General features: G+C 65.2%; 20 protein-coding genes. 8 read left to right on the top strand and 12 right to left on the bottom strand.

Annotated features, from left to right (window positions below; genetic code table 11):
• Nucleotides 1–9: 9 nt before the first annotated feature.
• The gene (locus tag IG04_RS0118315) at nucleotides 10–483 is read left to right on the top strand and encodes an NUDIX hydrolase (RefSeq protein WP_030477882.1); all 474 of its coding nucleotides are present in this window, start codon (nucleotides 10–12) and stop codon (nucleotides 481–483) included.
• Here the strand turns inward: IG04_RS0118315 and IG04_RS45365 are convergent.
• The 4 genes from IG04_RS45365 to IG04_RS45350 are packed head-to-tail and all read right to left on the bottom strand — an operon-like array spanning nucleotide 468 to nucleotide 5,189.
• Nucleotides 468–1,037 (bottom strand): HD domain-containing protein, encoded by a 570-nt coding sequence (locus IG04_RS45365; protein WP_245816297.1) that lies wholly within the window; start codon nucleotides 1,035–1,037, stop codon nucleotides 468–470. The two genes, IG04_RS0118315 and IG04_RS45365, sit on opposite strands and share 16 nt — an antisense overlap.
• A gap of 20 nt (nucleotides 1,038–1,057) precedes the next feature.
• Entirely contained in the window at nucleotides 1,058–2,476 is a 1,419-nt protein-coding gene (locus IG04_RS45360; protein WP_159460477.1) for a response regulator, read from the bottom strand.
• A complete protein-coding gene (locus IG04_RS45355; protein ID WP_084401485.1) occupies nucleotides 2,451–3,362 on the bottom strand; it encodes a sensor histidine kinase in 912 nt (303 codons plus the stop codon). Before IG04_RS45355 ends, IG04_RS45360 begins: the two co-directional genes overlap by 26 nt.
• Before the next feature lie 3 nt (nucleotides 3,363–3,365).
• Nucleotides 3,366–5,189 carry an AAA family ATPase gene (locus IG04_RS45350; RefSeq protein WP_084401492.1) on the bottom strand — a complete coding sequence of 608 codons (1,824 nt, stop codon included), beginning with the start codon at nucleotides 5,187–5,189 and terminating at the stop codon, nucleotides 3,366–3,368.
• A gap of 432 nt (nucleotides 5,190–5,621) precedes the next feature.
• Here IG04_RS45350 and IG04_RS0118300 point away from each other — a divergent pair, with 432 nt between their 5' ends.
• Nucleotides 5,622–6,017 carry a hypothetical protein gene (locus IG04_RS0118300; RefSeq protein WP_051770155.1) on the top strand — a complete coding sequence of 132 codons (396 nt, stop codon included), beginning with the start codon at nucleotides 5,622–5,624 and terminating at the stop codon, nucleotides 6,015–6,017.
• Between the two features lie 398 nt (nucleotides 6,018–6,415).
• Here the strand turns inward: IG04_RS0118300 and IG04_RS0118295 are convergent, their stop codons facing one another.
• Together IG04_RS0118295 and IG04_RS0118290 are read right to left on the bottom strand one after the other, a co-directional pair.
• Nucleotides 6,416–7,807, bottom strand: coding sequence for an MDR family MFS transporter (locus tag IG04_RS0118295; protein ID WP_245816299.1), 1,392 nt, complete (start codon nucleotides 7,805–7,807; stop codon nucleotides 6,416–6,418).
• Between the two features lie 352 nt (nucleotides 7,808–8,159).
• Nucleotides 8,160–9,125: an NAD(P)-dependent alcohol dehydrogenase gene (locus tag IG04_RS0118290; protein WP_030477878.1), complete on the bottom strand. Its 966-nt coding sequence runs from the start codon at nucleotides 9,123–9,125 to the stop codon at nucleotides 8,160–8,162.
• 159 nt (nucleotides 9,126–9,284) lie between these two features.
• Here IG04_RS0118290 and IG04_RS0118285 point away from each other — a divergent pair, with 159 nt between their 5' ends.
• Nucleotides 9,285–9,980, top strand: coding sequence for a hypothetical protein (locus tag IG04_RS0118285; protein ID WP_030477877.1), 696 nt, complete (start codon nucleotides 9,285–9,287; stop codon nucleotides 9,978–9,980).
• Here IG04_RS0118285 and IG04_RS0118280 read toward each other — a convergent pair.
• Complete coding sequence (locus IG04_RS0118280) at nucleotides 9,945–10,421, bottom strand: DUF6328 family protein (protein WP_030477876.1); 477 nt, start codon at nucleotides 10,419–10,421, stop codon at nucleotides 9,945–9,947. The two genes, IG04_RS0118285 and IG04_RS0118280, sit on opposite strands and share 36 nt — an antisense overlap.
• Before the next feature lie 71 nt (nucleotides 10,422–10,492).
• Nucleotides 10,493–11,173, bottom strand: coding sequence for a DUF4241 domain-containing protein (locus tag IG04_RS0118275; RefSeq protein ID WP_051770153.1), 681 nt, complete (start codon nucleotides 11,171–11,173; stop codon nucleotides 10,493–10,495).
• Nucleotides 11,174–11,392: 219 nt separating this feature from the next.
• Here IG04_RS0118275 and dusB point away from each other — a divergent pair, with 219 nt between their 5' ends.
• From dusB to phoU, 5 genes are all read left to right on the top strand, one after another.
• Nucleotides 11,393–12,517, top strand: coding sequence for a tRNA dihydrouridine synthase DusB (dusB, locus tag IG04_RS0118270; protein ID WP_245816301.1), 1,125 nt, complete (start codon nucleotides 11,393–11,395; stop codon nucleotides 12,515–12,517).
• On the top strand, nucleotides 12,510–12,962 hold the full coding sequence (locus IG04_RS0118265) for a hypothetical protein (protein ID WP_030477873.1): 453 nt from the start codon (nucleotides 12,510–12,512) through the stop codon (nucleotides 12,960–12,962). The genes dusB and IG04_RS0118265 overlap by 8 nt, the downstream gene beginning before the upstream one ends.
• A gap of 141 nt (nucleotides 12,963–13,103) precedes the next feature.
• Nucleotides 13,104–13,952, top strand: coding sequence for a GGDEF domain-containing protein (locus IG04_RS0118260; RefSeq protein ID WP_030477872.1), 849 nt, complete (start codon nucleotides 13,104–13,106; stop codon nucleotides 13,950–13,952).
• Between the two features lie 298 nt (nucleotides 13,953–14,250).
• Complete coding sequence (locus IG04_RS48630; RefSeq protein ID WP_144065402.1) at nucleotides 14,251–17,253, top strand: LCP family protein; 3,003 nt, start codon at nucleotides 14,251–14,253, stop codon at nucleotides 17,251–17,253.
• A gap of 72 nt (nucleotides 17,254–17,325) precedes the next feature.
• Nucleotides 17,326–17,991: a phosphate signaling complex protein PhoU gene (phoU, locus tag IG04_RS0118245; protein ID WP_030477870.1), complete on the top strand. Its 666-nt coding sequence runs from the start codon at nucleotides 17,326–17,328 to the stop codon at nucleotides 17,989–17,991.
• Between the two features lie 23 nt (nucleotides 17,992–18,014).
• Here the strand turns inward: phoU and IG04_RS0118240 are convergent, their stop codons facing one another.
• From IG04_RS0118240 to pstC, 4 genes are read right to left on the bottom strand one after another with little or no spacing between them, the layout of a single operon-like run.
• A complete protein-coding gene (locus IG04_RS0118240; RefSeq protein ID WP_030477869.1) occupies nucleotides 18,015–19,175 on the bottom strand; it encodes a hypothetical protein in 1,161 nt (386 codons plus the stop codon).
• 28 nt (nucleotides 19,176–19,203) lie between these two features.
• A complete protein-coding gene (gene pstB / locus IG04_RS0118235) occupies nucleotides 19,204–19,980 on the bottom strand; it encodes a phosphate ABC transporter ATP-binding protein PstB (protein WP_030477868.1) in 777 nt (258 codons plus the stop codon).
• Nucleotides 19,981–19,990: 10 nt separating this feature from the next.
• Nucleotides 19,991–20,905: a phosphate ABC transporter permease PstA gene (pstA, locus tag IG04_RS0118230; RefSeq protein WP_030477867.1), complete on the bottom strand. Its 915-nt coding sequence runs from the start codon at nucleotides 20,903–20,905 to the stop codon at nucleotides 19,991–19,993.
• Nucleotides 20,902–21,966 carry a phosphate ABC transporter permease subunit PstC gene (gene pstC / locus IG04_RS0118225; RefSeq protein WP_030477866.1) on the bottom strand — a complete coding sequence of 355 codons (1,065 nt, stop codon included), beginning with the start codon at nucleotides 21,964–21,966 and terminating at the stop codon, nucleotides 20,902–20,904. The genes pstA and pstC overlap by 4 nt, the downstream gene beginning before the upstream one ends.
• Between the last annotated feature and the right edge of the window lie 20 nt (nucleotides 21,967–21,986).

The raw sequence follows: 21,986 nt of genomic DNA, 5'->3' as shown, positions 1-21,986 counted from the left end.
AGCCGCACAGTGGCACGCACTGACCATTACCACGACCCGACCGCTCCGAAGGCGACCAACATCGTCGTGGCCGTGAGCGCGTTCGTACAGGACGAGCACGGCCGGCTGCTGATGATCCGACGCACCGACAATGATCTCTATTCGATCCCTGGAGGAGCGCAGGACGTCGGCGAAACCATCGGCCGTGCCGTCATCCGCGAGGTCAAGGAAGAGACCGGGATCGACATCGAACCCACCGACATCATCGGTGTGTACTCCGACCCAGATCACGTCATCGCCTACACCGACGGCGAGGTACGACAGCAGTTCTCCATCTGCTTCCGGGCCCTGCCTATCAGCGGGAAATTGCGGACTAGCAATGAGTCAAGTGAGGTTCACTGGATCAGCCGAGAAGACCTCGATGACTTGAGCGTCCACCCGTCAATCCGTCTTCGCATCAAGCATGGGTTCGAAGAACGATCGAGGTCCTACTTCGCTGTGTAGTCGACCCCTACGGCACGCAATCGCTCCTCAGTACGCTCGACTGCGGCGACGAGTTCAGGCATGGCCTGGCGGATAAAGAAGGTCACAAGGTGCTCTGGGCCGTAACGCTCTTGGATCTCCGCGATACGACCACGAACGTTCGTTACGCCACCATTTGGCGTCGTAGTCATGTCAGCCCACCACAGTGCGTCCCGAAGTGCAGTCTTCTCGTCCACCCACTTCGCAAGCTGAGCAGACTGGCCTCGAAGCTCCGCCTCCATATAGGCACATGAATGATGAGCGACAAGCGCGCACACTCGAACAGGAGTCGAATTCTTCTCAAGAAATCGCGCACCGTCCAAGGCATGAAAACCCGTGACACGCGCCGCAGATGCGTATCCAATATCGTGGAGGATCGACGCAGAGCAAAGAAGATCAAGTTCTGCCGCATCGAACATTGGGCCAGCTTGCATGGCTCGCTTCATGACACTCACCGAATGGGCCCAACGCACCGGAACTTCTCGGCATAGAGTCGCTTCAGCCAACCTGTAAGCGTAATCAAGTTCCGCGTTCACCAGGCCACCCTGCAGTCTGACTATGAGTTGTTAAGCTTGTTGGCAGCCAACGCCTGCAACTGCAGCGCGCGCTCTACATTGACGTCATCATATTGAAGATTCCGCAAACAATAGGCATTGAGAGTGGCATAGAAATCACGGGAGCCAGCACGCGCGGCCACGCTCCATTCTCGACACGCCCTCACATAGCTCGGGTACGGACATCCGTCTAGATAGACATCCAAGTCGTACCAGCTATCCAGCTGCTCTATAGTTGGCCACGCATCCGCACGGAGCGGGGAATCAGCATGAAACAGTACTGACAGTTCTAGGGTGAGTGGATCAAGCACACTTGGGGCTTGACCAGCGCGTCCGAAATCAATCAGCACGGGCCTTCCGCTGTCGTCAACCAAGACGTTAGCTCCATGCAAATCACCGTGTTGCGTTGCCCATACCGTCTGCAACGTTCGGCCGTCAGGAACGTCTACAATGGGATGCTTCTCCGCTACAACGGCATATTTGGCATCGTTGATCAGCTCGCGCCGAATTTCGAGCCAGGTTTTCGACGTCTGAGGAACACCGGACACCCATGACGACAAATCTTCTCGGACCCGCCTAACGGCCGCTGCCGCTATCTCATCGTCTGACAAGACCTTCTTAAAAAGGTCCATCTTGTAGGTATCGGCGAGACTGTAAAATAGACCGGCATCGCGACCGCAACCCGCAAGCACTTCATCATTTAGATCCGCGTAAGAGCCTGCACCCAGCCTGCCCGCGATACACTGCCGATAACGATCCTTTTCCTCTAGCGCTCGATCAAAGCGTGTAATCTTACTCACCACGCGCGCAACCTCCGCGCCTGTCGAATCTCGCACCTCAATTAGGCCTGTGCGGGCACCGGAGAAGCCGCCAGATAGCGGACGATACTCGACAATCCGACCACCTCGCCGGCGCGCGAAAATGCGCAGTGCGCGGCGCTGCCGTTCGGTGAGTGATTCGCCATTCTCTACCTCAATCTCACCGATCTCATCGATCTGGACCTGCGTTTCACCCAGGTACGACAACGCAGCAATGGTTCCGGAAGACTTCTGTTCATACTGGAGCATCGGCAAAGCCACTCCAGTCCCAAATATGTCTTGCTGACGTGCTTGCAACAACATTGTTCGAGCGACGTCCAGAGTCCCGAACGCGGAAAGTACGACAACAGGGACGCCGGGACAAATTTCAGAGATGCGCCTCACAACTTCAAGGCCATTCTCAATAGAAAGGTCAATCGCTCCGTCTTGGGACGGAATCTTCAAGTCACACAGAGCGACGTCAAAATCTTGATCAGGATCGTCAATAATTTCAAGCGCCGACTTGACACTAGTGGCCGAGACAAGTCCAAAGTTCCTACGGTTCGAATAGTGTTGAAGAACCTCAATTATTGCCGCACTATCCTCTACCAGAAGAACCCGCACGCTCGCCTCCGCCAATAGGTAAGGTGACCTCGAACTTCGTACCGCGATCACCGCTTGAAAGCCTAATCTTAGCAGTAATGCTTTCAGCGGCTTCGACACACAGGGCCAACCCCATGCCTAGGTGGCCCTCTTTTGTTGTCGATCCAATCTTAAATAGTCTTCCACTACTACCCATGGGGATCCCTGCACCATTATCTACAACGTTCACCCAGAATTCCCGGTCGCTCCCACCGTAAAGAACGGATACAGCGGGTTCTCCGTTGGCAATTTGACATGCGGATTCGCATGCGTTTTTCAACCCGTTACTGACGATAAGCTCCACCAAATCCGGATCCGTATACGCATCGACAGACGAAGGCCCGTCGATCTCAATATGGATACCGAAAGCAATCTGCTGAGCTTCGACACAGTTCGAGATAACAACCGCAAGATTAGTGTCACGCATCGTCGCGGAACTTGATATTCCACCCAGGGTATCAATGGCGCTGATAAACCTGATCAGCCTCTCAACATGACGCTTTGTCTTACTCTCCTCAAACTGAGGCCATTCGGCACGAATAAAATAGTCGATAGCCGAAACAATGGGAGAGAGTTCGTGTACAACAGTCTGAGTTATTCGAACTCGGGCCTTTGCTGCTTCGTCCGGATTGTCACCGCTCTCATCGATGTAGTCCTGTAGATCGACCTTGTGTGCTGCTGTATCGCCCAGCCGCAAGAGGGCATCCTCGATAGCGCGCCGAACCCACCCGACAGGCTCGACCTGAAGGCGGGTGCGCAAAATAGCTATATCAGTCGGGACTGCCCAGAATTGAAGGTACCTAGCTGCTTCCAACCGTTCAGATGGTGCATCGCTCGACAAGGCTCTCAGGGCATCGGAGTGGTCCATTACTTACAGCCTCCCGTAGAAGGCGGCTCGCTTACTAAAAGCATCTCGCCCACCTTCCATAAGATTTGTGATAGCTTCGATCACTTCCGACTCTGCCAGAGGTCCGCTCTCCTTCACGTAACCTCTACGCCCGTCGCTTTCCAATGCGATAACCATCTCCGCATCGCCAAGTACGGGAATGTTCGCATTGTGCGTAACCACGATCGTCTGCGCGATTTTCGAACGTGAACGTAGGCGTTCAACAGTGTTGGCCACCAAGTATGCATTATCGAGATGGTCTTCCGGCTGATCTAGCAGCAAGGTTCGATCGGAATCTGCCAACAATATAGGCAGAACAACCGAGCAACGTTGTCCAGTGGATAGTTGTTCAGTGGAACGGTATTCACCGCCGACAAGCAGCTCGAAGTCTACGGTGTCGTCTACCTCTGCCGTAATGACGGACCCAAGCTTCGAGCTTCCTAGCATGTGAGTAATTAGTTTATCGGCCCTAGTGCTTGTCAGCTGACCAACTGACGTCAAGCGCGCTACGTCTCGCCGTTCGATCGCATTGATAAGCTCTTGCGGACTGAGGCGCTCGGACAGATGATCTGCGGTCTTATTATGCTGCAACCCACTCTCGCGAAGAGCATCCGCGAGAAGTGCCACGTACTCGTTTCGATCTCCATAGTGTTCGAGGGCCACTCTAATCCGCGGCGCGAACAGCTTGGAAAGCCGACTAGCGGCCTTACTGCGCTCTAGCCAGATCCTCTCGCGCAGGGAGTCAATCCGCCCGAGCGTTTCCGCTCGCTCATGACGAAGGTCTTCAATCCTTCGCTCAAGCTTTCGCAGACGACCAAGTGCTACATCAAGAGTATTCAGCTGTTGTTGCAATTGTGCTGTAAGCTGTGCCGCGGCGCCCGCGCCTTGCTGGATCCGATCAAACTCTTGCCTTAGAGGTCGCGCACGATCATTGATCTCGGTGATGGCCCGCTGATGCATCACCATTCTTTCACTGATCTCTTCAACTGAAGCGGCCAGTTGACGCGTCGCATCATTCTGAAAACGTGCGAGTATATCCAGGTAGCCGACGTGCGTAGCTGGAACCTCTCGCTCCTTCATCTCAGCTCGCACTGCCGCAATAGCTCGGACAACCCGTCCTATTTCGTTGTCAATTCCTGTCAATGCTTCATAGGTAAACGTGAGGTCATTCAACCGATGCCGCTCGGTAGCAATCCGATCCTGTTCGATGAGCAGGCTCTTTCGCAGCTTTGACAGCTCGGCACCTCCATCACTCATCAGCCTCGCCTCAGCAGCACGTGCCTCGTCGAGCTGTTTTACCAACGCGTGGCGAGATAGCTCCTGCTGCCTAAGCCTCTCCCGCTGGCTAGTCAGCTCTGTGAGCTGCTCGCTCATCGAAGCAACACTCGACCTTAGGGTCCTTATTTCTTCGGAATACGTCGCGTCACTTAGACCAGCTTGCCCGTCCAACAGCCTCAAACGACTACGTTGATCAAGTCCGATTCCCTCCAGCTCGTTTTGACCTAGACTCATCGGAGTTAGAGATATCGCCACACCCAGATCGACTGGAGGGTCTGCCATAGAGCGCGAGGAAGAATAGAACTCTTGACCTATAGAATAGGTCACGGTGACACGGCCACCACCGAGTACAGATTCGGCATGACGTCGTGCGTCAGCAGCACGACGCTCATCAATGTGCGGAAGGCGGAGTGCGTATCGGATCAGTTCGAGGACACTCGTTTTGCCAACACCTCGCGCGCCGATGATGACGTTGAGTCCAGGCGAGAAGGTGATATCGAGGCCGTCGAGGAAGCCTTCCTCGACTGACATACGCGTAATTCGCAACGTGCCTCCTTCACGAGAACCAGCAGGCCCAAGGTCTGTGCTAACAGTAGCCGTCGACCTCGACTGATTTCGTGAAGCACGCTGACACCGATACAACTTAAGCCGCCCGCACAGCTGCCGAATCTGGCTCTATGGGATCAAGGCGCCGCCGCTGGCGGCGCGTGCGGTAGGCGCTGCACCAGCATCCATCCCGGCACTCCCGGCATCCGCTTCGCTGCGCCGGTCGGCCGGGCGGCGCTACGCGCCGGAACTCAGACACTCAGCTGACGGCCCGCCCGATCCGAGCCTGATTCGTCCCCGGCTCCCTACGAGCGCCAGCATGGTCGCCCAGGCCGGCGGTGCATGGCGCTCGACTGCCGCGACGGCTGCGCCGCCTTGCCACCGCTCAACGGTGCTATCGCTTCGTAGAATCCGGCCATGCCACCAAGCGACCGCCCGAGACCCGTGCCGCTAGCCGAGTGCACGGACGCCTGGAGCATCCTCGATCAGGTCCGGTTGAGGCCGAGCATGTGGGTCCGCGGACGCCAGCTTCGCGAGCTGGAAACCATGCTCCTGGGCTATGGCATAGCGCTCGAAGTTCATGGCATCACCGAGTCGTTCCTCTTGAACCCCGGTGGTCCCTTCAGCGATTGGCTCTACGCCCGGTTCGGCTGGGGGATGGCATGCGGCTGGGCTCATGCCATCACTGAGAACGCCGGCAAGGAAGCCCCGCTCGACCTGTTCTTCCGTCTCGCTGACGAGTATCGGACGGAAGATCTCTCCGCCTCAGTGACCATGACAGCGGCCAGCGACGCCGCACCGAGGCTGGAATGAGTACGTTGACCCTGCACCACCGCCCGCGTTCGAAGCTCCGTGTCGGGATGATGGGAGGGGTGTGGGCGGGTCCAGAAAGACCAAGATCAACCCACACTTAACCCTCACAAAACAACGGCAAACGTCGAGATGTGACTGTCCACAGTGCTCAGATCAAGACTGCATCCGCGCAGGTAGTGAGCACTGTCGAGGAAGATCCGCGAACAACGCCAAGCGAAGGCTCTTACTCTTCGGGTTCAGGGTTCGAGTCCCTGGCGGCCCACAAAACCCCCAGGTCACAAGCCTGGGGGTTTCGCATCTCAAGAGTGCCGTCCCACTGTCCAGTGGCCTTGCCACCGAACGAAGTCCAGGGCTCGACTGAACGATTCCAACGCGTCGAGGCCGTAGGAACCGTCCAGTCAGTGAGCGACGACGTCGCCGGACGTGGTCGTGCGACTAGGCAACAGGAACGCAACGACGATCGTCGCCACAGCCAAAACCGTCGCGATCACGAAGGCCAGCCTCATGCCGCTCAACTGCGCCGCCCCCGCGGCGGCTCCCTCGGCGACCAAGCTGGTGGCGCGGGCCGACATGACGGTGACGACCAGGGCGGTGCCCAGGGCTGCTGCCACCTGCTGGAGGGTGCCGAGGATCGAGCTGCCGTGCGGGTACATGTTCGGCGGGAGGGCGCCCATGCCGAGGGTGAAGATCGGGGTGAAGGTTGCTGCCAGGCTCACCATCAGGAGGGCGTGCAGGACCAGGACCTGCCAGTACGGCATGGTCATCGAGATCTGCGTGAAGCCTGCCAGGGAGAGCACGATGCCGATCGAGCCCGGGATGACCAGCGGGCGGCTGCCGAGGCGGTCGTAGATGCGTCCCACCTTCGGGCCGAGGAGGCCCATGGCCAGGCCGCCGGGCATGAGGAGCAGGCCCGTCTGCAACGGGGTGAGGCCTCGCAGGTTCTGCAGGTAGAGCGGCAGCAGGATCATCGAGCCCATCATCGTCAGGAACGCGATGCACATGAGGGCCAGCGACAGCGCGAAGGTGCGGTGGGTGAGGGTGCGGAGGTCCATCAGCGGGGCGCCGGTTCGCTGCAGCTTGAGCTGGCGGAGGACGAAGAACGCGATGAGGGCCGCACCTGCGATGACGATGCCGATGCTCGGGCCGAGGTTGGACTCGCCTTCGCCGAAGAGGCTCAGGCCGTAGACGAGGCCGCCGAAGCCGAGGGTGGCCATCGCGGCTGATGCCCAGTCGAGGGTGCTGACCTGGGGCTCGCCGATGTTGTCCAGGTGGCGGAGGCCGAAGTAGGTCACGGCGCCGGCGATCGGCAGGACTGCGACGAAGAGCAGGCGCCAGGAGCCCAGTTGCAGGATCAGGCCGGAGATGGCCGGGCCGAGGGCCGGGGCCACCGAGATCGCCAGGGTCACGTTGCCCATGACGCGGCCTCGGTCCTGTTCGGGGACGACGGTCATCAGCGTGGTCATCAGCAGCGGCATCATCACGGCCGTGCCTGCGGCCTGCACGATGCGGCCCAACAGCAGGATGGTGAACGTCGGCGCCACGGCGGAGAGGGCGGTGCCGGCCAGGAAGACGCCCATCGCGATCGCGTAGCCCTGGCGGGTGGTGACTCGCTGCAGGAACCAGCCGGTGACGGGAATCACGGCGGCCATGGTGAGCATGAACGCGGTGGAGACCCACTGGGCGGCCTGCTCAGTCACTTGCAGCGACTCCATCAGGCGCGGAATCGCGTTGATCATCAGCGTTTCGTTGAGGATCACGACGAACGTCGCCAGCACCAGCAGACGCACCACCAGCGGTGTTTTGCCCGCTTGTGCGGTAGGTCGGTCTTGGGTCACAGCAGGCATGTCAGGCCCTCACTCGGTAGCTGGCATCAGGTTCTTCGTGACACCGGAGAAGACCTGCAGCGTCGAAGGAACTCATCGGTACGTCCGAGTCTCTCTCATCGCGGCGTCAGTCTCATCCGGGTTTTCCGGTCCATCTGCCTGTGCGTCGAACGGCCAGACCTCAAATCGACATGGTCGTCCGTAACTTTTCCGCATGGGGTTGGGCGAGCTGATCGCGAAGTACGACGTGCCGGGCGCCCAGGTGGCCGTGCTCACGGGCGGGCGCGATTCCTGCACAACGGGTCAGCGGCCTACCGGATCACTCCGCCACGGTGACCACGACGTTGCCACGCTTGTGACCTGCGTCGACGTAGCGGTGCGCGTCGGCTATCCGAGCCAGTGGATAGGTGCGGTCGACGATCACGCGCAGCTTGCCTTCGTCCAGCAGAGAGCTGATCACGGGCAAGGTCGCGCGCTTGTTGACGGACATGCCGACGACGACGCGCTTGCCGCCGCGCAGTGCCGTCCACAGGGCCCAGAAGTTGTTCGCGAGGCCGGTGGTCGGAAGGTATTTGCCGCCGGCGCGCAGAGAACGTCGAGACGCGCGGTACGACGACTTGGTCACCGTGTCGAAGACGACGTCGTAACTGTCCAGATCGGCGGTGAAGTCGTGCGCGGTGTAGTCGATCACCTCGTCGGCGCCCAGCGACTTCACCAGCTCGACGTTCGACGGGCCGCAGACGGCGGTGACGGTGGCGCCCAGGTGTTTGGCCAGTTGGACGGCGTAGGTGCCGATGCTGCCGGACGCTCCGTTGACCAGGACCCGGTCACCAGGCCGGACCTTTGCCTTGTCGCGCAGGAAGAACAGGGCCGTGGTGGCGCCGTCCACCGCAGCGGCGGCTTCGACGAAGGTCAGGCTCGGAGGCTTCAAAACAAGTGAGCCGGTGGCGGGGAGGCGGACGTAGTCGGCGTGAGCGCCCACCGCGAAGCCGGTGAAGCCGAAGACCTCGTCGCCCGCCTGGAAACCCGTCACCGCGGAACCCACCGAATCCACCACGCCGGCCACCTCCAGGCCCAGGGTGCGCAGCGCCGCACGCGGTCGGCGCAGGCCGAGGATCACGCGGCCCCACAACGGTTCTCCGCGGCGCATCGCGCACTCGGCCGAGGTCACGGTCGTGGCGTGGACCTTGATCAGGACATCGCCGGGACGCAGGGTGGGCAGTGGCTTCTCCACCACTTGGACGACGTCCGGCGGGCCGAAGCTCGTGTGCACGGCGGCTCTCATGTGCTGACGGTAGGGAGCACAGGACCCGTTGCGGGGAAACGGTTCCGGGAATCAGGGAGAAAGCAGGGTGCCACCTAGGGGTCTAGGACCACGGGCCGAGAGGTAAGTCGGACCGTGGGCCGATCAGAAGTCGTCACGACGGTGACAGCGTCTACGACCATGAGGTTTCCGAACGGGTGGGTTGGTGGCGCGGCGCTGATCGTCGGGCCGGTGCTGTTGCTGGCAGGCACGCTGTTGCGGTCGCCGTTCAACTTCTTCTTCCCCGACCAGTTGCGGGCGGTGGCCGAGCATCCGGGGTTGATGCAGGCGGCCTACACCGCTTTTCTGGCGGGCAACGTCGTGATGTGGGCGGCGGTGGCGTACCTGGCGCACCGGATCGGAGCCCGAAGTCCCAGATGGGCTGCCTGGGGCGGGGTGCTGGTGACGATCGGGCTCTTCGAGCGGACGTTCCACGCCGGGGTCGACCAGGCGGCGTTCAGCGCCACGAGGCATCTGGGGGTCGAGGGAGCGACGGAACTGGTGGCGCGCGGGTACGGAGACCTGCACCTGTTCAGCTTCCTGTCCTTCACGATCATGTTCGGCTGGTTCGTGCTGGCGATCGGGACGTACCACGGCGGCGTGCTCGGCAGGGTCCGGGCGGTGGCGCTGGCGACCATGGGGTTGCTGCCGCTCGGGGTCCTCAAGGGCACCGAGGTGTTGTCCATCGTCGGCACGGTCGGTCTGTGCGTTGCGTTGGTGCCGTTGGGGATTCAGGCGCTTCGAGAGCAGTCTCGACCCACGAGGAAGAACGTGCTGATCGCGCTGCTGGTGGCGGTAGGACTAGGAGCTCTCGCCGTCCTGAGCACCATGGGCTGAGGCGAGCGGCAGCGCGAACCAGAGGCCGGCGAAGACGATGAACGCCAGCGCGCCGACCACCACCGCCGGCCAGCCGCCCAGGATCACCTCGGCGAGCAGCAGGACGGTGCCGGTCATCGCCAGCGCCAGGAAGGCCAGGCCGGTCAGGGCGAACGCGTTGCCCGAGCGGACCACCTCCTCGCGGCGGCCCTGGCGGAACATGACGCGGTGCCACGCGGCGGGCGCGGTGAGGAAGGCGACGGCCACGCCGGCGCACAGCACGGTGACGAGGTGGGTGATGCGGATGTAGCCGCTGACGGAGGCGTACTTCTCGGTGAACGCGATGGAGAGCAGGAAGCCGAACAGGATCTGCACGCCGGCCTGGGCCACGCGGAGCTCCTGGAGGAGCTCGTTGAGGTTGCGGGCGAGTCTGCGCTGATCCGACTCCTCTGCTTCGCTCACCCTCCCCGCGTACCCACCTCTGACCTGTTGAAACGCCGAAATGGCGTGGCTAGGCCGTTGGCACCAGGCAACTAGGCTCGGGTAATCACGAAAAAGTCAGTCACGAACGCGACCGGGTCGCCCGCGGTGTTCCGGCCGACCCACGTCGGGTAGACGCCGTCACCCCAGCCCGTCGAGAACGCCACGACGTTCAACCCGGACCTGGCGTCGGTCACGTTGGCCGGGCCACGGCCGCCGCCCACCTCGCCGAGCGCGTCGATCAGGTCGCAGTTGCCCGCCTCGTCGTCACTGGCCAGCCGGTCCAGCGCCGAAGCCGCGGCGAGGTCGAAGAACGCGCCGGTGCTCGACTTGACGTCGTACCCGAACTCCGGCATCACCGGGAGCATGGGCACGTGCTCGCCCGGCGTCACGGCCGGCCGCCACGAGTACGCGGTCTCGTCCTTCACCGTCACTTTGGCGGCCGCGACGCGGTAACCCTGCCGCTCGTCGGGCAGGCCGTCGCCATCGATGTACGACACCAGCGAGACCGACACCGGGTAGTTGCCCGGCTCGACCACGTCGGTGAACGCCTCCGCGTCGTCCGGCCACACGACGAACGGGTCGGCCGCCACGAGCCGGCCCGTCGGCAGGGCCAGCTCACCCACCTGCCGCACGCTGATGACCTGCTGTTCACCGCCGCCGGTCGACTTGCCCACCGGCCCGTCGACGAAGAACCGCTCGAACCCGGACCTGATCAGTTCAACCGCCCCCACAGGTACGCCACCTCCGACTGCATGTTTGCAGAAGCCCCTGACACCCGATCGGGGCACCGGGGGTGTTCGCAGTCGGTGAAGACCCCAGATGCCGCAAGGAATCCGCTGCCATGCTGGTCAGCATGGGGACGATCGCAGTGGTGCTCGGCGGCGGCGGACGCGGGCTCGCGGTCACTCTCGGTGAAGATCGCGGCAGGTCAGTGCCGTAACCTGAGGGGCGTGTCCGTTCCCTCCACGCTGAAGATCGGCCCGTTCGCCGTCGACCCGCCCGTTGTGCTGGCCCCCATGGCCGGCATCACCAACGTGGCGTTCCGGCAGCTGTGCCGTCAGTACGGGGCCGGGCTCTACGTCTGCGAGATGATCACCGCGCGGGCGCTGGTCGAGCGCGACGCGATGACCATGCACATGATCACGTTCGACGAGGGCGAGAGCCCCCGGTCGATGCAGCTCTACGGCGTCGACCCGCGCAACGTCGGCGAGGCCACGAAGATGATCGTGGACGAGAACCTCGCCGACCACATGGACATGAACTTCGGCTGCCCGGTGCCCAAGGTGACGCGCAAGGGCGGTGGCGCCGCGCTGCCGTACAAGCGCGAGCTGTTCCGGCAGATCGTGCGGGCCGCGGTCCGCAACGCCGGGGACATGCCGGTCACCGTCAAGTTCCGCATCGGCATCGACGACGACCACCTGACGTATCTCGACGCCGGTCGCATTGCGCAGGACGAGGGCGCACAGGCCGTGGCACTGCACGCGCGCACGGCGTCGCAGCGGTACTCCGGCAAGGCGGACTGGTCGGCCATCGCACGGCTCAAAGAGGCCGTCACGAGCATTCCGGTGCTGGGCAACGGCGACATCTTCAGCGCCCAGGACGCGCTCGACATGGTCGCTGAGACCGGCTGCGACGGCGTGGTCGTCGGGCGTGGCTGCCTCGGCCGGCCGTGGCTCTTCCGCGACCTGCAGGCGGCGTTCCGCGGCGAGCCGATCCCCGAGGGCCCGAACCTCGGTGAGGTCGCCGAGGTGCTGAGCCGCCACGCCCGGCTGCTCGCGGCCCACGACGGCGAGCACAAGGGTCTGCGCGACCTGCGCAAGCACATGGCCTGGTACTGGCACGGCTTCCCGGTCGGCGGCGACACGCGCCGGGCGTTCGCGATGGTGTCGAGCCTGCAGGAGCTGGACGACCTCATCGGCACGCTCGACAAGGCGGTGCCGTTCCCCGAGAACGCCGAGGGGCCGCGCGGCAGGCAGGGGTCGTCGGCGAAGGTCGTGCTGCCCGAGGGCTGGCTGGACGACCCCGAGGACGCCACGGTGCCGTCCGGTGCCGACCTGATGCACTCCGGTGGCTGAACGCGTCGCGGTCCTCTTGGTCGCGCTCGCGCTGCTGGCGGGCTGCGGTGGACCGATCGCGGGCACGGCACGGCCCGTGCAGCTCAGCGACGACGGCCGCGCCAAGTTCAAGGACTACTACGCCCGCGTCAACAAGGCGGGTGAGGAGGGCGCGGCCCAGCAGGCGAAGCTGCTGAAGGACACGCAGCACCCGGACTTCCGGCAGAAGACGTGCGACCTGCGCGGCGCGACGATCAAGGTCGAGCCGACGTGGACGACGCTTCGCATGGACGCCGACTGGGCACCCCCTGGCGAGAAGGCTCACCCACGGGGTGACGTCTACGTCGTCGCCGTGACGATCACGTTGCGCAAGGAAGATCAGGCGATCGGCAGCCAGATCGGGTCGATGCACGTGGTGCTCCTGGACGACGAGGTGTACGGGTTCGCGCCCTGCCTCGGTGGCTGAACGGGTTGTTGATCTTCCAAGCTCACTGGATCGGAGCAGCTGACGGTCAACCGGAAGGGGGAAATCCCACCTCCACACGTCCTTCTAGCTCAAGCGCCGCCTCTTAGGGGACGACACCTGGCAGGTAAGGAGGTGACCGCGATGACCGCACTGCGACCCGAGACCGCAGAGACCCAGCAGGCCGACGCCCCAGTCGACAAGCAGGGTCCTGGCCTGGTGGCGCTACACGAGTCCATCGCGACGTTGCTCGCCTCCCGCGGTCAGTGGCGCCAGGCGTACCGGCACCTGCGTTCCGCGCTCGACCTCGTCCATGCTGATCAGGTCGAGGAGCCGCACGTTCCGGAGCAGCTGCGCCGCGAGGTCGAACTGCTGCGCCGGGAGCACGCCGAGGCGCGCGAGCAGAGCCTGCGCGACAGCCTCACCGACTCCTACAACCGCCGTTACCTCGACCAACGGCTGATGGACCTGCTGACCGAACACGGAGCGTGCCGGCACGGGCTTGCCATCGCGTTGATCGACCTGGACTGGTTCAAGCAGGTCAACGACACCTTCGGCCACCTTCTGGGTGACCGGGTGCTGCAGCGAGTGGTCGAACTGCTGCAGCAGGGCCTGCCGGAGGGCGCTTTCTGCGCCCGCTACGGCGGCGAGGAGTTCGTGCTCGTGCTGCCCCGCGTGGACGCCGCTACCGCCGTGGAGATCGCCGAGGCGGCCCGCGAACGTGTCGAGCGTCACGCGTGGCAGGACGTCGCACCGGGGCTGCGCGTGACCGTCAGCGCGGGCCTCGCCTACGAACCGGCCGCGGACGAGGCGCCGGAACGTCCGGCGGTCGGCGCCGAGCAGCAACTGCTGCGGGCCGACAGTCTCCTGTACACGGCCAAGCAGTCCGGACGCAACGCGGTGGCGTACCGTGCCGACGGACGGGTTCGACTCGCGGGTGCTGCCTCGGGCAGGCGTGCGATCACCGAGACACGTGTTCTCGGTTACTACTGAGTGAGCTGGCTCACCCGTTCAGGGCAAGCGGACTGCGCGTAATCGCGTATGGATCGCAGCTGTATCACCCGGAGTGGTCGTCAGAAGTCGGGTACATCCGTAGTATCGCGGGCGCAACTGACACGCCCGGTGATGCAACCCTTGTGTCCCGGTCGTCGTCACTTCGTAATGACGAACCGCTTTGCTTCTGACCCAGAAGGGAGATTGGGTGCCCGACGACCCCCGACGTGGCGGCCCCTCTTCCCGTGGTGATCAGGATCCCCAGCACGACCAGCCGACCGGCCGTAGACGTCGCTCGATGGAAGGCTCTGGGGGCCTGAGCGTCTCGGACCTCATCGAGCAGCACAGCAGGACGAACATCCCCCGGCCCGTCCCGCCAGGCTCGCCCGACGAACCCACGACAGGCAGGCGCGCCCTGCCGGAACCACCCGCGGCCGCGGGCAGGCGTGCACTGCCTGATCCCCCGGCCCACCCGCAGCAACCTCCTCAGGCACCGCGGCAGCAGCCGCCCGCAGCTCATCGGCCTGGTGAGCAGACGGGCGCGCGCCCGCAGGCCGCCCCGCAGAACTTCACCGGCGACCAGACCGGCAGGCGGCGCGGGCCCGGTGTCCCCGCCGAGCCGAACGGTGTCCAGCAGCCCGGCGCGCGTCCGCGTCCCGTGCCTGGTGAGCAGACCGGACAGCGGCCGAGGCCTGCCCAGAACCCGGCCCAGGGTCCAGCCCAGACCGGGCAGCGACCGAGGCCCGACGCGACGGGCATGCAGCGCCGCCCGGTGCCCGGCGAGCAGCCAGGCGGTCCCGTCCGGCGCCCCGCACCAGGCGAAATGCCTCCGGCGCGCCGGCTCGCCCCTGGCGACGCCCCGTCGTCCAACGGCATCCCGCGCCCACCGGCGCCCGACGTCACCTCGAACGGCATGCCCAGGCCGCCGGCTCCCGGCGACCCGCGGCGGATGCCTCCCGGCGACGCGCCTTCCTCGAACGGCATCCCGCGGCGTCCCGCGCCCGGTGGTGCGCCTGAGGCGGGTCTGGCCGGCGGCGCTGTCCGCCGACCGGCACCCGACGCAGGCGGAGCACCGCCGCGCAGGCTCCTGCCGGGTGACGCGCCGTCGTCCAACGGCCTCCCGCGTCCGCCGGCTCCCGGTGAGATCCCGCAGCCCAACGGCCTCCAGCGTCCTCCCGCTCCGGGAGGGACGCCGGAAGGCCCCGCGGCCGGCGCACCTCGCCGCTTCCTGCCGGGCGACGCACCGCCTTCCACCGGCGTTCCGCGTCCTCCCGCCCCGGGTGAGGGGCCGGACAGCACCGGCCGCCGCCCCATGCCCCCGAACGGGGACATGACGGGCAGGCAGCCGATGCCGTCGCGCGCGGAGTCGAGCGGTCCCCGGCCGATGCCCCCACGGGCAGAGTCGAGTGGTCCGCGCCCGGTTCCCGGCAGCCTCGCCAACCGGCTCGGCGAACCCGTTGCCGACGCGCCGGGTCCCGAGGCCACCCAGATCGCCCCCGCGGCGGGTGTGGCCAAGGTCGAGAAGCGCGAAGAGATGGACCCGTTGTGCCTCACCACCGAGATGGAGGCCATCGGCGACGACGTGAAGAAACGTCGCGAGGTCGACCACACTCTCGCGCGGTTCTCCGCGGTGCACGACGAACTGCTCGAGCAGGAGCGCCAGCGCAAGGAGCGGCGCGCCAAGCTCATGCCGTGGGTCAAGGACGGCGAAGAGGGAGACCTCGTCGACGAGGCGACCCAGTTCGCCGAACCCGTCGTCCCCGAGGACGAGGACGGCGAGAAGCGTCCCACCGGCCGCACGCCGCAGCAGCGCAAGTTGATGCGCACCGCCAGGATCGGGGCGATCGCCGCCGCGGCCGTGGTGTTCGCGTCGACGGGCATCGGCTGGGCCGCGATGCAGTGGGCCGACTCCAGGATCCCGAAGATCGATGCGCTGGGCGGCAACTCGCAGGCCGTGCAACAGGCGGAGAAGCAGCTCGGTGACGAGAACTTCCTGCTGGTCGGCTCGGACACCAGGGCGGGCGCCAAGCCTGGCGACAACGTCGGCTCGCAGGCGCAGGAGGGTGGCGCGCGGTCGGACGTGATCATGCTCGCGCACATCCCCAAGGACCGTAAGCGCATGGTCATCGTGTCGCTGCCGCGTGACGTGCGGGTCGACCGTCCCGCCTGCCGCAGTTACAACCCGGACAACGCGCAGTACGCGGGCCCGCTGGCGCCGGAGAAGGGCGTCATGGCGAACTCCGTCTACAACGACGGTGGACCCGAGTGCGTCGCGAACCTGATGACCCAGCTGACCGGCCTCAACATCAACCACTTCATCAGCATCGACTTCGTCGGCTTCCGCGAGATGTCGACGGCCATCGGTGGCGTGGAGATCTGCACGCCCACGAAGATCGTCGACGAGAAGCTCGGCGTCATCATCGACAAGCCGGGCAAGCACACCCTGCAGGGCGACCAGGCACTGCAGTACGTGCGCGCCCGCACGGTCGCCGGCGACGGCGGCACGGACTTCGACCGCATCAAGCGGCAGCAGCAGTTCCTCTCGTCGATGCTGCGCGGCGCGTTGTCGAACGAGGTGCTGCTGAGCCCGAGCAAGCTCAACAACTTCATCAACGCGCTCACGAAGTCCACGGTCGGCGACAACATCGACGTCGCCTCGCTGCTGGAACTCGCGAACTCCCTGCAGAGCCTCGACGCCGGCCGCGTGTCGTTCGTGACGATGCCGCACTGGACCGACGACAACAAGCTGATCAACAACCCGGACGACAACATCGAGCGGCTCAAGGACGACGACGTCAAGGCGCTGTTCCAGACGATCATCGACGGAACGCCGTTGCCGCAGGAGAAGGTGGCCGACCCCAAGCCCGGCGACGCCAACGCTCCCGCCCAGCAGCCCGGCACCCTGGTGGACCCCAAGGAGGTCAGCATCCAGGTGCTCAACGGCGACTCGGCGAACGACGGCGCCGTCGCCAGGACGGCAAACGCGTTGGTGCGAGAGGGTTTCAAGGTCGTCAAGCGGGACAACGCGCCGGAGCAGGCACCGAAGACGATCATCAAGTTCGCCAAGGGCAACGAGAACAAGGCCGCGACGCTCAAGGCCGCGGTGCCCGGCGCGGAGTTGGTCGAATCGCCCGAGATGGGTGGAGCGATCCAGTTGGTGATCGGCAAGGGCTTCGACGACAAGGTCCAGGCACCGAAGGCGGGGAGCCCGCAAGGCACTCCGCAGGGACAAACGCAAGGTCAGCCCGGCACCGATCTGTCCATTGTGAACGCCGCACAGGACCCCTGCGCGGCGAAGTGATTCGCCTGGGGTTCACCTCGGGTTCATCCTGGCATGTCGCTGCCGCGACGGTCGGGACGTAGGCTGAGCGCCATGCGCGAGGCCTACCATGACCAGCTCGAACAGCTCGCCGACCAACTGGCCGACATGACCGGCATGGTCGCCGAGGCGATGCAGAACGCGACCGCAGCCCTGCTGCAGGCAGATCTCGGCCTGGCGGAGCAGGTCATCAGCGGTGACCAGAAGGTCGACGACGTCCGCTCCAGCATCGAGGAGCAGTCGTACGCGCTGCTCGCACTGCAGGCACCGGTCGCGACCGACCTGCGTACCGTTCTCGCGGTGATCCACGCCGCCGAGAGCGTCGAGCGCATGGGCGACCTGGCGTTGCACGTGGCCAAGGCCGCGCGTCGCCGGCACCCGGCGTCGGCGCTGCCGGAGGACGTGCAGCCGTACTTCACCGAGATGGGCCGGATCGCGGTCAAGCTCGCGAACGAGGCCGCGTCGATCATCCGGGAGAAGGACGTCGACCGTGCGCGCAGCCTCGAGGACGAGGACGACGCGATGGACGACATCCACCGCCACCTGTTCACCGTGATCATGGACAAGGAGTGGCAGCACGGCGTCCCCGCCGCGGTCGACGTGACGCTGCTCGGCCGCTTCTACGAGCGCTTCGGCGACCACGCGGTGTCGGTCGCCAAGCGCACGGTCTTCGTCGTCACCGGCCGGATGCCCGGCTACGGTGGCGACGACAACCTCTAAGCGCCGCGCTTCCCCTTCAGAAATCAGCGAAACTGCCCATCGCGCTCTGCCACCAGCTCCGGATCGGCGTAGGCCTCCGAGAACTCGGCGAGCACGGTGGGCAGTTCTTCGTCCCACACCGCCCGCGCCTCGTCGCGCGGCAGATCCCGTGCGTCCACGGTGAAGTACGCCCAAGCACGCACGATCTCGGGCAGCAGCGCCAGGTCCGCGTCGGACACGTGCAGCTTCGCGGCCACGTTGAGGATCAGCACGGCGGTCAGTGACGCCGGCCCGTAGACGACGGGATCCCGGTTCTGTTCCACCGCCGCGGAAACGACGATCCGCGCGAACGCCCGCGCGGCCTCGACGTCGGCGATCCCGTGCTCCGAAGCCAGGAACGCTCCGACGACCTCCTCCGTCCTTTCCGGACCGACGGCGGGGATCTCGTACTCCTTGGGCACCAACGCACTCACGCGGGCGTCGGCGAGAGCGATGAGCTGCACCGGGTGCCGCACGTCCTCCTCGCCCATGAGGCCCTCCTCGGCCTCCTCGTCCGGGCCGTCCTCCCAGAACTGCTCGATGTCCGGCCACACGCGGTCGTAGACGCCGGTGGCGCTCAAGGGGGTGATCTCGTCACGGAACGCGTCGGGCGTGGAGGCGATCATGTCCTCCAGCAACGCGACGGTGCCCTCGTCCGGCGTCGAGAACAGCTCGATCGCGGTGGCGCCGAGCACCGGCTGGCGCATGAACAGCACCGTCTCGCCGACGCCGGCGCGTTCCTGGGTGATCGCGATGACCTCGACGTCGCCCAGCAGGTTCGTGACGAGGAAGGCGTCCCGGAAGTCGGGGACGGTGCCGGCGACATACCAGTCCGGCTCGGCGATGCCGCGTGCCGCAACGGTTTCCGCCGCGGCGTACGAGGCGGCCCGGTTCTCCTCCGAGCCCACGCCGGCCAGCGCGCGCAACGCGGTGAGCGCCGCGGGGTCGTCCATCGCCTGCAGCGCCTCGATCAACGGCGCGGTGCCGGATCCGGCGAGCCAGAGCGTCGCGTAGAGCTCGCTCGCCCAGGCGTCCGCGAGCAACCAGGACTCGGAACGCACCGCGGCCGCCGACTCGAGCAGCGCCCCGTACGGGGACTGCTGCTCGGGCCTGCGGCCGGGCGCCTTGCCTTGCTTCTTCTTGCGGCTCTTGCTCTGCGGGCTCACCCGCAGCAACTTAGTGCAACCCGCGAATTTAGCCGAACCGGCCGGAGATGTAGTCCTCGGTCGCCTTCTGGCTGGGGTTGGAGAAGATCTTCTCCGTGTCGTCCACCTCGATCAGCTGTCCGGGCTGACCGACACCCAGCAGGTTGAAGAACGCGGTCTGGTCGGACACGCGCGCCGCCTGCTGCATGTTGTGAGTCACGATGACGATCGTGTACTCCTTCTTCAGCTCGGTGATCAGGTCCTCGATCGCCAGCGTGGAGATCGGGTCCAGGGCCGAGCAGGGCTCGTCCATGAGCAGCACGTCGGGCTGCACCGCGATGGCACGCGCGATGCACAGACGCTGCTGCTGACCACCGGAGAGGCCGCCGCCCGGCTTGTCGAGCCGGTCCTTGACCTCGTTCCAGAGGTTGGCGCCGCGCAGCGAGCGCTCGGCGACCTCGTCGAGCTTCTTCCTGTCCTTCATGCCCGCGAGCCGCAGCCCGGCCACCACGTTGTCGCGGATGGACATCGTGGGGAACGGGTTGGGGCGCTGGAACACCATGCCGATGGTGCGGCGCACCTCGACCGGGTCCACTGTGGACGTGTAGATGTCCTCGCCGTCGAGCAGCACCTTGCCTTCGACACGAGCGCCGGGGGCGACCTCGTGCATGCGGTTGAGCGACCGCAGCACGGTCGACTTGCCGCAACCGGAGGGGCCGATGAACGCGGTGACGTTCTTCGGCGGCACCGCGAGCGAGACGTTCTCCACGGCGTGGAACTTGCCGTAGAAGAGGTTCAGGTCCTTGATGTCGAGTCGCTTGGCCATGTCCGCCCGCTCACTTCGTCTTCGGCGCCAGCGTCCGCGAAATCACGGTCGCCAGCAGGTTGAACAGGGTGATGATCAGCACGAGCGTGATCGCCGCGCCCCACAGGCGCTCGAAGCCCGCCTGCGTCGGGTTGTTGCGCTCGTTCACCATCATCAACGGCAGCGAGGCCATCGGACCGTCGAAGAGGTTGTAGTTGATGAACGGGGCGTACGCCGCGAGCACCAGCACCGGCGCGGTCTCGCCCATGACGCGGGCGAGGGCCAGCATGATGCCGGTCAGGATGCCGGACAGCGCCGTGGGGATGACGATCTTGACGATCGTCTTCCACTTCGGGATGCCCAGCGCGTAGGAGGCCTCGCGCAGCTCGTCCGGAACGATCTTGAGCATCTCCTCGGTCGTGCGCACGACGACCGGGACCATCAGCAGCACCAGGGCGAGCGACACGGCGAACGCGCTGCGGCCGAAGCCCGCGTAGGTGATCCACACCGTGTAGACGAACAGCGCCGCGACGATCGAGGGGACACCGGTGAGGATGTCGACCATGAAGGTCGTGGCCTTCGACAGCTTCGACCGGCCGCCGTACTCGACGAGGTAGATCGCGATCATGATGCCGATGGGCACGGAGATGACGGCGCACAACAGGCCCTGGATCAGGGTGCCGTAGATCGCGTGGTACGCGCCGCCGCCCTCCTGGCGGGCGAGCAGGCCGGACAGCGACTTCTGCCACCAGTCCCCGTCGAGGATGACCGGGAAGCCGCGCTGGATGACGGTGTAGAGCACCCACACCAGCGGGATGACGGCGATCAGGAACGCGCCCCACACGAGTGCGGTGGCGAAGCCGTTCTTGATCCGGCGGGACACGCTGACCGCCTGGAACGTCGGCGGCGTCGCGAGGCGCGTCGGGTCAGCGAGGTTCGTGCTCACTCGTACTCCTTGTGGCCGGCGACGATCGAGCGCGCGATGGCGTTCACGACGAAGGTCAGCACGAACAGCACCAGACCGGCCGCGATGTAGGCACCGGCCGAGCGCGGGTCGTTGAACTCCGGCGCGGCCAGGGCGATCTTCGAGGCGAAGGTGGCGCCACCGTCGAAGAGCGACCAGCCGAACGCGGACGTCGCCGTGCTCAGGATGATCATGACCGCGATGGTCTCGCCGAGTGCGCGGCCGAGACCGAGCATCGACGCGCTGACGTAACCGGCCTTGCCGAACGGCAGGACGGTCGTGCGCACGACCTCCCACTTGGTCGCGCCGAGCGCGATGGCGCCCTCGACGTGCATCGTGGGCGTGCGCTCGAAGACCTCGCGGCTGACGGCCGTGATGATCGGCAGGATCATCACCGCGACGACGATGCCCGCGGTGAAGACGGTGCCGCCGAGCTGCACGTTCACGTTGCCCTTGGCGAAGATCGGGATCCAGCCGAGGTTCGCGATCAGCCACTCGGAGAACGGGAACAGCACGGGACCGAGCACGAACAGTCCCCAGAGACCGAAGACGATCGACGGCACGGCGGCGAGCAGGTCGATGACGTAGGCGAACGGCCTGGCGAGCCTGCGCGGCGCGTACTGCGTGAGGAACAGCGCGATGCCCAGCGCGATCGGCATGGCGATCAACAGCGCCAGGACCGAGATGACGATCGTGACCAGCAGCAGGTCCAGGATGCCGAACCGCAGGTTCGTCGGGTCCGAGGTGTTCCACTCGCGGCTGGTCAGGAAGTTGACGTTGTCCAGCCCGAGCGACGGGATCGCCTGCACGATGAGGAACAGGCCGATCGCAGCGATGAGCGTGACGATGAAGACACCGGACCCCGTCGCCAGGCCGCGGAAGATGCGGTCACCCGGCCGGACGTGGGGTGCCTTGGTGGTTTCTGGAGCTTCCGGTGTCGGGGGAATCGGAGCCTCCGAGGCGTGGGGAGCAGCCGCTGCGCCCCGCTCGGCTCCGGCTGCACCGGAACCGGCGGGGCGCTTGGCCACGACGGGATCGTTCATCGCGTCAGCGTTGGCCGAAG

The sequence above is a fragment of the Lentzea albidocapillata genome (assembly GCF_000719115.1).
In the GTDB taxonomy this organism is placed as follows: Bacteria; Actinomycetota; Actinomycetes; order Mycobacteriales; family Pseudonocardiaceae; genus Lentzea; species Lentzea albidocapillata.
The sequence above is the reverse complement of the archived record's forward strand: the minus strand, read 5'-3'. Positions and strand labels throughout refer to the sequence as shown.